Genomic DNA, 12,677 nt, shown 5'->3' on the forward strand with positions numbered 1-12,677 from the left:
AAATTCTTTATTAATAATTAGGGTTATTAGGAAGCAGGTTAGGGTTTTTACCAATTTCGCCACCGGGTATAGGCTCGTAGTAAAACTGTTTTTGGAAGGTGTATTCGCGGTTAAACAGTTCCGGCTCGGCCAGGAAAATGTATTTGTTTTCGTTAAATACATAGTATGGCATCAGGCCTTTAAAGTGGGCGCGGTCAAGCACAACATCGGCAATGCGCCATCTTTTCAAATCCCAGTAATACTGGTTTTCAAAAGCAAGCTCCATGCGGCGCTCTTTACGTACTTTATCCAGATCAATAGAGCCATAAATGGTAGCACCAGCACGGGTACGCAGTTGGTTGATAGATGTTAATGCATCGCCATTGTTGCCTAATTCAACTGCTGCTTCGGCACGGTTCAATAAAATTTCACCGTAACGCAGGTCTATCCATGGTTGCTCGCTCCTGTTCAGATCAACAGTAGGTTGCGCTTTATTATAATCAACATATTTACGCACATAAAAACCTGTACGGGTGAGTTCGTCGCCGCCAGTCCACGGACCGGTGAAGCCGATAACCTGTTTGCCGTTGTAAAGCGTTTTGGTATCGCCCGATAAAATGTACGAACGTGAGTTAGGTTGTTTGGCCACTTCGGCAGCAGCAGTACCGCTAAATGATGGGTAAATACCACGCTGCATATCAAAAGTTAAGCCCCTTAAGGTTGCACCCGGAAAATAAATGGTTGCCAGTAACCTTGGCTCCAAACCCTGCATCAGCTCGGTACGGCTATTGAAACGTTTAGGAGTACCATCATCATTGGTTACATTCAAATTGCCCCATAGCTGCACCAGATCAAGCGTTGGGTACGAGCGTGACAACGCGTTGGCTGTGAAATAACGCGGAGACATGGTTGCATCCCAGCTGTGTGCCGTATGGTTGGCAATAGAATACTGCTTAATGAAAATGGTTTCGGGACTGGCTTTTAAAAACAGGTCGACATAGTTTTGCACCTTGTCTGCATTACCGTTATACAAGGAGTAATGCCCTTCAAGCAATTTAGCGGCATCGTAAGCAGCCTGGAAATAAGTATTTGCTTTTGCAACGGGGATGCCTACCAGTCCTTGAGACCTTGCCGGGCCATCAACAAAATTGATTGAGCCATATTTAGCTATACAGCCGGCATACAACATCACCCTCGATTTTAATGCTGCCGCGGCATACTTGTTGGCCCTGCCTGCATCGTTGGTTTCGGGCATCATCTGGTAGCCCAGGTCAAGCTCTTCGCCAATAAAATCCCAGGTAGCTTCTTCTTTATCGCGGTGTACCTGCAACTCGGATAGGGGAGCGCCCGGATTTTGCGGAACTTTGATGATAGGCACGCCACCATAACGTTTAGCCAGGCCGAAATAATAATAGGCCCTCAAAAAATGAGCTTCACCCAACAGTGCGTTTACGGTATTTTGGCTTAAAGCGGTAACGTGCTTTGGCAATTCATCAATCAGGATATTAACATTCCTGATATCGCCGTAGGGCCAGTACCCAAAACCGCCACCTATATCCATGCCACCAAAGGGGCCAACCTCTTCCCCGGTAACTGACGCCGAGTTATAAAAATTTTCCCAATCGTTACCACCGGTTTTAAAACCCTGATCGGGGCGATATTTAAAATCTTCGATAGGAAGGTTGGCGTAAATGGTTGCTAAAAACGATTTAACACCGGCCTCGCTACCATAAATAACATCGGGCGTAAAAATATTTTTTGGTGGAATATCCAGGCGCTGGCATGAAGTTACCGAAGCGCCTACACCAAAGGCAATTGCTATAATAAGTTTATGTACTTTTTTCATGTGTTAAATGATTTAGAATGAAACATTGGCACCCAGGTTAAAGGTGCGGTTCATAGGATAGGTATAACCGCCTAAAGCTGTAGCGCCAAAGCCGTTATCGCCTGGTTTAGGGCCCTGGTGTTCCGGATCGTAGTTTTTAAGGCCGGTAAATGTTAACAGGTTATAGCTGTTTACATACACCCTGAATTTGCGCACACCTATAGATTTTAAGATTGAAGGCGATAGCGAATAGCCAAATTCAAGCGTTTTTACGCGTAGGTAGCTCGCGTTTTGAACGGCCTTTGTGCCTTGCGCGTCTGGCGAACCCATGGCAGGGTAAAAGCCCGGAACCCATTGGGTGTTAGGATCAAATACGTTGGCCGATGGATCAACCGTGTGCCAGCTATCCAAAAATCGGGTAAGCGCGCTTCTGTTATACATCAACGGTGATGCAAATTGTTCTCCGTATTGCACGTAAACGCCTGCCGCGCCTTGTAAAAGCATGGTCATATCAAAGCCTTTGTAGCTTACGCCGATGTTAAGGCCGTAGTTGTATAGCGGAATATCGGTTGTAGCGATAGGGTGATCATCTTTATCGTCAATTACACCATCGTTATTCCAGTCTTTGTAGTAGTAATCGCCCGGAATGGTATTGTTATTACCACCGCCGGTATTTACACCGTAGTTGTAGATTTGGTTATAGCTGGTAAACTGACCGGCATAATCTTTACCCCACCATATGTTTTGGTACCTGTTGGTTTGGTTTTCCTTCCAGTTAAGGTATTCATTACCCGAATTGCCGCGCAATACTTTCAACTTTTTTAAACGGGTTGTACCAATGTTACCGCTAAGGTTTAAACCAACCTGGCCAAAAGTGTTTCTGTACGATAAGTTAAGGTCCAGACCCTGCACGCGGTCGCTGTTGTAGTTAATTTGCGGTACATCTGCACCTACTGTTCCGGGTAATGCAACAGATGGTTGTGCAGGTAAGCCTGTTCGGTCGTTCCTGAAAACCTCGATGGTACCGTCAACTTTTCCGCCAAACAAACCAAAATCCAAAGCGATGTTCTGGATGGTATTTACAGACCAGGTTAAGCCGGGGTTACCCAATTTAGGGGCCGAGCCATTTACCGCGGCCGAACCGAAAATATAGCTGTTTACAGGGTAGGTATAACCATCAACATAGTTAAATGGTGGTGCATTACCTTCATCTCCCAGTTTACCGTACGATGCCCTTAGTTTTAAGTTATACAGGATGTTATCAGGTACCAGTTTGCGGAAAAAACTCTCCCTGGTGATAACCCAGCCTGCCGAACCGCCAAAGAAGTTGCCCCATTGGTCGGCTCCTGGCTTGTAAAGGTTGTTGCCATCGCGGCGGAAGGTGCCTTCTAAAAGATATTTACCTTTATAATCATAATTAAGCCTTGAAATGATACTGCGGTGTGCGCGATCTTGTAACCCGCCCTGCTCCATACCGCCTGACATGTTAGCGTTTGGTATGCCGCCAAACAGGTAATCAACAGGGATCTCCACATCGCGATAAGCATTAAAGTTATCCGCTGTTTCATGGCTTTGCTCGTAAGTAACCATGGCCGCAACATTATGGTCTTTTGCAAATGTGTGCGCATAGTTTAATGTTAACTGGCTTAACGTGTTTAAATGCGTATAATACTGACGGGTAATACCTGCAGGCGAGTTTACAAGGTTAGGTATGTAAGTGTCGGTTTCGGCTTTGTAGGTGTACAAATTGTACGTTTTTTTTACAAGGTTGTTGTCAGCAACGCCATACTCGATGTTAAACAGGGCTTTGGCATTTAAACCGGGAACACCAGGGATATCATACTGCAAATTGAGCTGGCTGGTGATGTTTTTGTTTCTGAACCTTTTTGAACCCACTTTATCAGCATCGGTAGCGATTGCCGGGTTTACATTATCGCCATTAGGTATAAGGTTGGGATATAGCGGGTTGTTATTGGCGTAGATCTGGTTGATGGGGATCTGGTTCCAGGTATATTTATAAACCGTCCACTCATCGGTAAATGGCTGGTTTTTTTCATCCATCCATGCCGATGTTAATACCTGTGCTTTTAACCCTTTGGTTATGTTTGCCGTAACGTTCGATCGGAAATTGTATTTGTTGTAGTTTAAATCGCCGCTTTTAAAAACGCCGTTTTGCTTTTGGTAACCAAAGTTGAAAAAGTAACTGATCTTATCATTTCCACCATCAATATTCAGGTTATGCGCAATCTGATCAGCCGTTTTTCTGAAAGCGAGGCCAATCCAGTCCGACGCTTTATTGGTACCGTCGAGCCATGGTTTTATATCTGCATATGAATATTGCGGGGTTACGTTGTGGACAAAGTTATTGGCAAAATCGCGTTTAACCTTCTCGTTAGTAAGCAACATATAGTCCACCGCGCCAACGCCCTCGGGCATGCCCAAAAAAGTTTGAACCGCGCTGTTAACCGAATAGTTAATATTAATCTTACCGTTTTTGCCGCCTTTTTTGGTAGTGATCAAAATGGCACCGCCTGCGGCACGCATACCATAAATAGAGGCAGCCGCGTCTTTCAGTACCGAAATGCTCTCGATCTCGTTAGGGTCCATGCGGCCTACGGTTGATTGATCACCACCGATGATGCCGTCAATAACGATCAACGGCGAACCCTGAAAACCACGGATGTTAAGGTTATTGGCGTATGAGCCAGGCTCGGCAGTTGTTTGCTGGATGCGTACACCCGGTATTTTACCGGTAAGCATGTTGATCACACTTTCGTTTTTAGTGGTGGTGATCTCTTTGCTTTGCAGTGTGGCGATAGAGCCTGTTATGGTTGCCCTTTTTTGCGTACCATAACCTACTACTACCACTTCCTCCAAACTTTTGCTGGTTGTTTTTAGGGCGATTGTGCCATCTTTAATATCTTTTACGGCTATCTCAAGGGTTACATAACCTATGTACGATAGCTGTAAAACTGCGTTGGAGTTGGGTACCTGTAGCTGGAACTTTCCAGCTATATCGGTTATCACACCGTTATTGGTGTCTTTAATTTTTACACTTACCCCCGGAAGCGTCGACCCATCGGTTAAGTCTATAACTTTTCCGGTTATGGTAGTTTGCTGGGCTAACAAACTAAGCGGGAAAAGGAAGAAAAGTATAAGTAAGTATTTATATTTTTTCATATCGTCTCTCTTTGTTGATTGGTTAAGTTTATTTGGTTGGGCTACCTTGCAGGTAGTAAATAGCGCATGCGGCGGCAAGGCCTTATGGCGGGTTGGGGTTGTTGTAATACATGGTTTAAATAAAATTTGGTTAAGCGGTGCGCGTTTACCTATTGGCTATTAAAACACCGCTGATGGTTTATAATTTCAGGTACAAAACAACAGGGAGGCATTAATAAAAAATAAATAATACATTAATAATTGCCCTGTTAATGGCCAAAAACAGGCTTTTATAAAGTTTTTTGCAATCGATTGCGAAAAAAGAGGGTTTGGGCAGAAATAATTTGTTTGATAATGGCAGGGCAGAAGTATTGATACATTTTTAACAAAACGTGATACAGATTAGCAGGTGTATAATGGTTGGCGCGAAGATGCGGATTGTAGCGGTAATTTATATGATACAGGGCTTAGCTTTTTGAGCAAAAAATGTAGCTTTAAAACCGTAACCAATAAAAATCAGAACCTTCATCTTAATGCCCCTAAAATTACACCGCCTGCCTGCGCTAAAAACTTTGCCGATCATACTGCTTTGCTGCTTTGTTGGCCATTATGCTTCTGCACAAAAAAAGAACGCCGGGTATAAATATCATATCCGCAAAGCAACTTCAGCTATCAGTATCGACGGTGTAATAAATGAACAAGCCTGGATGCAGGCCGATTCGGCGGGCGATTTTTTTATGGTGTTGCCGATGGATACAAGCAAGGCCAATGTGAAAACGGTGGTGCGGATGTGTTATGATGATAAGAACCTATACATCCTGGCTATTAATTACAACTCGGTTCCGGGGCCATACATGGTAGAATCGTTAAAGCGGGATTTCAACTTTGTGAAGAATGATAACTTCCTCATTTTTATGGATCCCTTTGATGCCCGTACCGATGGTTTCAGTTTTGGTGCCAACGCGGCCGGAGGGCAGTGGGATGGGAGTATGTACGAAGGCGGCAAGGTTGATCTGAGTTGGGATAACCGTTGGTATTCGGCAGTGAAAAACTATCCTGATAAATGGGTATGGGAGGCGGCTATTCCGTTTAAAAGTATCCGCTATAAAAAAGGGATCACCGAGTGGGGCATCAACTTTAGTCGTAACGATTTAAAAACCGCAGAAAAATCAAGCTGGACACCAATACCGCGCCAGTTCCCTACTGCTTCATTGGCTTATACAGGTACATTAGTTTGGGACGAACCGCCACCGACGGCCAGCAGTAACGTATCGATCATCCCTTACGCGCTTACCGGTGTTAGTAAAGATTATCAGCATAATACTAAAACCGATTTCAAACATGCTATTGGCGGAGATGCCAAAATATCTGTTACTCCTTCATTAAACCTCGACCTAACGGTTAATCCCGATTTTTCGCAGGTAGATGTAGATCAGCAGGTGATCAACCTAAATAGGTACGAACTCTTTTTTCCCGAAAAACGGCAGTTCTTTTTAGAGAATGGCGATCTTTTTGCCAATTTCGGCTATTCGGATATCCGGCCTTTTTTTTCAAGGCGGATAGGCTTGAATGTTCCTATTGATTTTGGTGCAAGATTAACCGGCAAGCTGGATAAAGATTGGCGCATTGGCGTAATGGATATTCAAACGGGTAGTTCTGCAACTGCCGCCCAATCCGCGGCAAATTACGGCATCATCACTCTGCAACGCCGGGTGCTCGATCGCTCAAACATTGCTTTCCTTTTTGTAAATAAGGATGCTACTTCAAACGTGCCCGGTACAAATACAGGCTCCAATCTATATAACCGTAATATCGGTGCTGAGTTTAACCTTGCCTCACGAAGCAACATCTGGACAGGCAAGGCCCTCGCCCTAAAATCTTTTACACCCGGCGTAAGTGGTAGAGACTGGGTACTATCAGATCATTTTCAATACCTCAGCAAATACTGGACATTGTACCTGCAGGAAGAGTATGTAGGCAAAAACTACAATGCCGAGGTTGGCTATGTGCCGCGTGTAGGATATATCAAGGTAAGCCCATTGTTGTTACGCAACTTTTTTCCTAAAAAGGGCAATATCCTGAGCCATGGTATCCAGCTTACATCCAATTACTTTTTTGATGAGTCGTTTCACCGTACCGATAACGAGAGTATCCTTTCGTATCTCATTACCTTCCGCAACCGGGCTACACTGTCGGTATCGGGCATTAATGATTATGTACGCTTGCTAAGGCCTTATGATCCAACCAATATAGGTAAGGGTTTACTGCCAACCGGCTCGGAACATAACTGGAATACTATTGATGTGCAGTTTGCATCGAAGCCGCAAAATGTATTTACCTACCTGCTCGAGGCTTCGCATGGTGGCTATTATGATAATGGCGTGCGTAATAGCTTAACCGGGCTGATAGGCTATCGCTTTCAGCCTTATGTAAACATCGCCATCAACACCTCGTTTAATGATCTTCGCCTGCCGCAACCTTTTGGGCATAATACCTTTTGGCTGGTAGGGCCTAAGGTTGATGTTACGTTTACTAACACGCTGTATTTTACCACTTATGTACAGTATAACCAGCAGATTGATAACATCAACATCAATACCCGTTTGCAGTGGCGGTACAAACCGGCATCCGATCTGTTTATTGTTTATGGGGATAATACCACACCATCGCCTTATACCGTAAAAAACAGGCAGCTCACTTTAAAATGGACCTATTGGTGTAACCTGTAAAACAAGTGCTGCCATGTGTACGTTGGGTTAATGCAAGGCCAGTCAGGTCGGCATATACTCATGAAAAAACTGATCATATTTGACCTTGATGGTACCCTTGCCGAAAGTAAGGCTGCTTTGGATAAAGAAATGGCCAAGCTGCTGGTAAGCTTGCTCAAGGTTGCTAAGGTCGCCATCATATCGGGCGGCGATTGGCCCCAGTTTGAGAAACAGGTGCTTTCCAATTTGCCCGAAAAAGGTCTGCTTAAAAACCTTTCCATCCTGCCAACATGTGGCACCAAGTATTATCAGTATAAAAAATCGGGTTGGAGGAAGTTGTATTCGGAAGATTTTACCGCTGATGAAGAAAAAGAGATCATTGATAAGCTGAATGAAGCCATCGACGGATCTGGCGTTAAACCTGAAAAAACCTGGGGTGAGCAGATAGAAGACCGAGGCAGCCAGATCACTTTTTCGGCATTAGGTCAATTAGCCCCGCTTGATGCAAAGAAAAAGTGGGACCCCAAATTTGCCAAACGCAAAAAGATCAAAAGCAAACTGGATAGATCGCTCATAGGATTTTCAGTTCAAATGGGAGGAGCAACCTCTATCGATATTACCAAACCCGGCATTGATAAAGCTTACGGTATCCATAAGCTTGAGCACACCCTCGGCATAAAAATTAAGCAAATGATATTTATCGGCGATGCCTTGTTTGAAGGAGGCAATGATCACCCCGCCAGGAAAACAGGTGTTGATTGCATCCAGGTGCGTGACCCGGAAGAGACTAAGCGGGTTGTTGAGGGGATGGTGTTGTGTTTGGAGTAACCGCAAAATCGTCATGCTGAACTTGTTTCAGCATCCCACAGGACAGCTTTACGATTGACTTAGCAGGCGACTCAGCAAGTGGGATGTTGAAATAAATTCAACATGACGGTTATCGTATTTGGAGCGAATAGTTTTATCCTTGCTGCTCCTGCTGATATTTATAATGCAAATTCTTCAAAGTTTCGATAGTGGCCTCATCGGTAGATACGCCATAGCCAGTTACTAATGTGCCCTTGATACCGTCGGTTGAAGCGAGGGCGTAGACGATGGCTTCGTCGGCCGGGTCGGAGGGGCCTTCGTAGCGGTATAGGTCTGTTATTTCAAATTTGGCGGCGGGGAAAATTTCTTCGCCGTCTTTAAAATGATCGCCTTCAAGGCTAAATTCGTGCGTATAACCCTGTTCTTTTAATTTGGTTATTGCTTCGGTTACTGTAGCGTAGTGAAATTTTTGCTCTTCCATGAGGGTAGGGTGTTTGGTATTATAGCTAATATACAATTAAAGTACACTACCTGTTTCGGTAATTTCTGCCGAAAATGTTTCGGGCTGTACTAATACAAACCTTACCAAACTAAATTCTTGCTTAATACAATCGCGAATACGGTCGATAGCCTGGTTGATTTGCTGTGTATCAAGATCTTCTTTAAAAGCTACTATCAGCATCAAAATGATCTCATCCGGCGATTGGTAGGTAGAGAGCATATGCATCACTTTTAATACCGAGCTATCCTTTTCAACCAGTTGCTTTATTTTTTCTCTCGATTCGGATGAGATGCCTTCGCCCATTAATAAACTCCGGCTTTCGCGGGCCAATATTGCCGAAACTCCCACCAAAATTAATCCAACCAATAACGAGGCAACGCCATCAAGTACAGGAATATGATAGCGATGATTTAGGAACAGGCAAATACCTACAATGAAAAGCCCGGCAACTGCAGCGCTATCTTCAAACATCACCAAAAAAGTTGAAGGATCCTTGCTTTTAACCACGGCTTCCCACCAGGTTTGATTTCCTCGTACGGCATTAAATTCTTTCAGGGCGATGATAAGCGATGAACCTTCAAAAATGATTGATAAGCCCAATACGATATAGCTGAGCGTCGGATCGCCAAGTGCTTCTGGCTCGCGGATATGTAAAATACCCTGGTAAATGGATAAGCCTCCACCTAAACCAAAAATCATGATGGATACAATGAACGACCAGAAATACAACTCTTTGCCATAACCAAAAGGATGGGTTTTATCCGGCGCTTTCCGGCTGCGGTATAGGCCGAGCAGCAGTAATAACTCATTCGCAGTATCAACCAACGAGTGGATGCCCTCCGAGATCATGGATCCGCTTCGGCCAATAACACCGGCTATAAATTTGGTAATTGCTATCAGCAGATTGGCAATAAGCGCGCTGTAGATAGATTTTTTTGATGAAGCCATGTGTTAATGAGCTATTACCTCGGCATCGCCTAATTTTTTTACATACAACTCATCAACCAAAATAACAATGATGGCTACAATAGGCACCGCTAAGATAATACCCAATACGCCCGAAAGCGTACCCATCACTACCTGGCTTATAATGGTGAGGGCAGGTGGCAGGTTGATCATCCGGTTCTGAACTATCGGCACTACGATATTGCTTACAATAGTTTGTGATACTATGTAGATCAGCGCCACAATAATAGCCGAGTTTGGCCCCACTGTGAGTGCCAGTAAAACACCGGGTATCATGGCTATTACTGAACCTAAGTTGGGGATGATCTTCAGCATACCCGCAAACAAGGCCAGAATCAAAGCGGCCGGAATACTCATAATACTTAAGCCCGTGGTAAGCAATATGGCCAGCAGTACCATAGATAATAACATGCCTTTTAACCAACCCTTCAACGATAAGCTGATCCTATCCATAATATCGCGGCCTAATTGCTTTTTCTGGTCGGATAGCAGTATCAGGATACCATTTTTATAAACATCGGGGTTGGACGTAAAGAAAATGCTCAAAAACATAATGATATAGATATCACCCAACACGCCAAAGCCAGTGCTGAAAAAATGCTGTACGGTAACCACCATTTTATCCGGATCGTTATCGCCCGAGAAATAATCAAGAATTTGTTTGCCTGTAGGATTTGAGGATAGTTTGGCCTTGAAGTTATTTACCGTATGCGGCAGGGTTTCTTTTAATAAAGCTATCTGGTGCTGTATGGTAGTCCCCATAAGGTAAAGCAAGCCGGCAACTATTAAAAAAGATCCTAATACAGATATGATCATGGCATACCTCCGGCGCATTTTGGTATTACGCTCAATTAAATCGCCAAGGCCATGAAAGTAAGTTGATATCAATACTCCTGAAAGTATCATCAGCAGTACATTGAAAGCAACCCGTGCTATCAATATCACTACTACTAACAGGGCAACAATGGCAACGGTGTGCCATACTTTTTCGATATAAGTAAGTTCTTTTTCGCGTTTGGGGGCCATAAAGCAGGTGTTTCCCATAAACACGTATGTATGTGTTAAATGTTTTGATTTAGGAGAATTTTAGGTTAAGATGGTGTTAATAGTGAGAGCAAGCCTTATGTAAAACGGCGGATGATTACTCACCCGGTCTGCGCTACGCTGGACCGCCCTCTCTCGGGCAAGCCGCAAAGGGTGAAGGGGAGACAAATAATAACATAAGGTTTCCCCTCTTTGCGCGCAGCGTAGAGAGGGGTGACAAGCGTAGCGATGTCGGGGTGAGTAAATATGCGGGCGACAACACCGACGACAAGCTCGATCTCGCTAAAATGATTTACTATTCCAGTTTTTAACTTTTTAAAATATTTTAAAAAGAAAGTGTAACAATTTAAATAACATTTTGTAAAATTATCCCGCCAATAGATTTTTAGCGATATTAGTTAAGCGTCAATAACCAATACCATAGCCCCTTTCATTCAATGAAAAAAAACTACTACATCGTAACGCTTATCATGCTTACGTTTTTTGTGATCTCATTTTTAACCAATATCATCGGCCCACTCTCGCCCGAGTTTATCAAAGATTTTAAGCTGAGCGATGCCATGGCGGGGTTGTTACCCTTCGCGTTTTTTATAGCCTATGGGGTAATGTCGATACCATCAAGCATGCTGGTTCAGAAATATAATGAGAAGGCTATTATGGTGGCAGCGTTTATAGTGGCATTTGCGGGCTCATTGTTATTGGCGGTTTACCCCAATTACCTTACGGCAATACTATCCTTGTTTTTAATAGGATGTGGTATGGCCATGCTGCAGGTGGTGATCAATCCCTTGTTGCGCACATCGGGCGGGGAAGAAAACTATGCTTTTACATCGGTATTGGCACAGCTGATATTTGGTGGGGCATCTTTTGTTAGTCCGCTGGTTTACTCCTATATGGTTAAAAATATGGGGAGCAGTAAAGGTGGGTTCTTCCCTATGCTGGAGGCACATGTACCTGCGGGTATGCCCTGGATCTCTTTGTATTGGCTGTTCGCGGTGATTTGCCTGGCTATGGTGGTAATCATGCTGGTATCTAAATTTCCGAAAGTTGAGTTGGCCAGCGACGAAAAGGCAGGGCCATGGAAAACTCATATCGATCTGTTTAAAAAACCTGTAGTAGTAGCCTATTTTATAGCCTTGTTTTGCTACGTGGGCAGCGAGCAGGGTGTATCGTACTGGATGTCGCAATTTTTGTTCGAGTATCACAAGTTCGATCCGCAAACAACGGGGGCAAATGCCGTGGCTTACTTTTGGGGACTGATGACCGCAGGCGGTATTTTAGGCTTGTTTTTATTGAAGCTGATGGATAGCCGGAAGCTGCTGGTGATCTTTACCATTCTCGCCTTGATATTCCTAACGCTCGGCTTGTTTGGTGCGCCTCAAACATCATTGTACTCCTTTTCGATAGTTGGCTTTTTTATGTCGGTGATGTATCCGATCATATTCTCGCTGGCGTTGAGTTCAGTTTCCGAAGATCATGGCTCGTTCGCGGGTATCCTGGTTACGGGCATCATTGGCGGCGCGGTTGTGCAATTGCTGATAGGCGGATTGGGGAGTTGGTTTGGTTTAAGAGAGGGGATGTGCTTTCTGTATATCACTTTCGGCTATATGCTCAGTATTGGCTTTTGGGCTAAGCCATTGGTTACCAATAAAACCATTTTTGATAATAACGAGAATAAAGCATAACA

General features: G+C 44.1%; 8 protein-coding genes. 3 read left to right on the plus strand and 5 right to left on the minus strand.

Features of this window, described 5'->3' with window-relative positions; all coding sequences use genetic code 11:
- Positions 1 to 10: 10 nt before the first annotated feature.
- Complete coding sequence (locus AAFN85_RS05950) at positions 11 to 1,825, minus strand: RagB/SusD family nutrient uptake outer membrane protein (RefSeq protein ID WP_347526104.1); 1,815 nt, start codon at positions 1,823 to 1,825, stop codon at positions 11 to 13.
- Between the two features lie 12 nt (positions 1,826 to 1,837).
- Positions 1,838 to 4,984: a TonB-dependent receptor gene (locus AAFN85_RS05955; RefSeq protein WP_347526105.1), complete on the minus strand. Its 3,147-nt coding sequence runs from the start codon at positions 4,982 to 4,984 to the stop codon at positions 1,838 to 1,840.
- A gap of 512 nt (positions 4,985 to 5,496) precedes the next feature.
- On the opposite strand from AAFN85_RS05955, the gene AAFN85_RS05960 reads away from it, so the two are divergent.
- Both AAFN85_RS05960 and AAFN85_RS05965 read left to right on the plus strand, forming a co-directional pair.
- Entirely contained in the window at positions 5,497 to 7,692 is a 2,196-nt protein-coding gene (locus AAFN85_RS05960; RefSeq protein ID WP_347526107.1) for a DUF5916 domain-containing protein, read from the plus strand.
- 60 nt (positions 7,693 to 7,752) lie between these two features.
- Positions 7,753 to 8,499 carry an HAD-IIB family hydrolase gene (locus tag AAFN85_RS05965; RefSeq protein ID WP_347526108.1) on the plus strand — a complete coding sequence of 249 codons (747 nt, stop codon included), beginning with the start codon at positions 7,753 to 7,755 and terminating at the stop codon, positions 8,497 to 8,499.
- A gap of 133 nt (positions 8,500 to 8,632) precedes the next feature.
- On the opposite strand, the gene AAFN85_RS05970 is transcribed toward AAFN85_RS05965, so the two are convergent.
- The 3 genes from AAFN85_RS05970 to AAFN85_RS05980 are packed head-to-tail and all read right to left on the minus strand — an operon-like array spanning position 8,633 to position 10,990.
- Complete coding sequence (locus AAFN85_RS05970; protein ID WP_347526109.1) at positions 8,633 to 8,959, minus strand: phosphoribosylpyrophosphate synthetase; 327 nt, start codon at positions 8,957 to 8,959, stop codon at positions 8,633 to 8,635.
- A gap of 36 nt (positions 8,960 to 8,995) precedes the next feature.
- On the minus strand, positions 8,996 to 9,928 hold the full coding sequence (locus tag AAFN85_RS05975; RefSeq protein WP_347526111.1) for a cation diffusion facilitator family transporter: 933 nt from the start codon (positions 9,926 to 9,928) through the stop codon (positions 8,996 to 8,998).
- 3 nt (positions 9,929 to 9,931) lie between these two features.
- The gene (locus AAFN85_RS05980) at positions 9,932 to 10,990 is read right to left on the minus strand and encodes an AI-2E family transporter (RefSeq protein WP_347526112.1); all 1,059 of its coding nucleotides are present in this window, start codon (positions 10,988 to 10,990) and stop codon (positions 9,932 to 9,934) included.
- A gap of 437 nt (positions 10,991 to 11,427) precedes the next feature.
- On the opposite strand from AAFN85_RS05980, the gene AAFN85_RS05985 reads away from it, so the two are divergent.
- Entirely contained in the window at positions 11,428 to 12,675 is a 1,248-nt protein-coding gene (locus AAFN85_RS05985; RefSeq protein WP_347526113.1) for an MFS transporter, read from the plus strand.
- Positions 12,676 to 12,677: the final 2 nt, after the last annotated feature.

It is taken from the genome of Mucilaginibacter sp. CAU 1740 (genome assembly GCF_039839285.1).
Classification (GTDB): Bacteria; Bacteroidota; Bacteroidia; order Sphingobacteriales; family Sphingobacteriaceae; genus Mucilaginibacter.

Bases quoted from the DNA above. Each gene is read 5' to 3' on its own strand.
- AAFN85_RS05950 (WP_347526104.1), bottom strand. From the start codon at position 1,825: ATGAAAAAAGTACATAAACTTATTATAGCAATTGCCTTTGGTGTAGGC.
- AAFN85_RS05955 (WP_347526105.1), bottom strand. From the start codon at position 4,984: ATGAAAAAATATAAATACTTACTTATACTTTTCTTCCTTTTCCCGCTT.
- AAFN85_RS05960 (WP_347526107.1), top strand. From the start codon at position 5,497: ATGCCCCTAAAATTACACCGCCTGCCTGCGCTAAAAACTTTGCCGATC.
- AAFN85_RS05965 (WP_347526108.1), top strand. From the start codon at position 7,753: ATGAAAAAACTGATCATATTTGACCTTGATGGTACCCTTGCCGAAAGT.
- AAFN85_RS05970 (WP_347526109.1), bottom strand. From the start codon at position 8,959: ATGGAAGAGCAAAAATTTCACTACGCTACAGTAACCGAAGCAATAACC.
- AAFN85_RS05975 (WP_347526111.1), bottom strand. From the start codon at position 9,928: ATGGCTTCATCAAAAAAATCTATCTACAGCGCGCTTATTGCCAATCTG.
- AAFN85_RS05980 (WP_347526112.1), bottom strand. From the start codon at position 10,990: ATGGGAAACACCTGCTTTATGGCCCCCAAACGCGAAAAAGAACTTACT.
- AAFN85_RS05985 (WP_347526113.1), top strand. From the start codon at position 11,428: ATGAAAAAAAACTACTACATCGTAACGCTTATCATGCTTACGTTTTTT.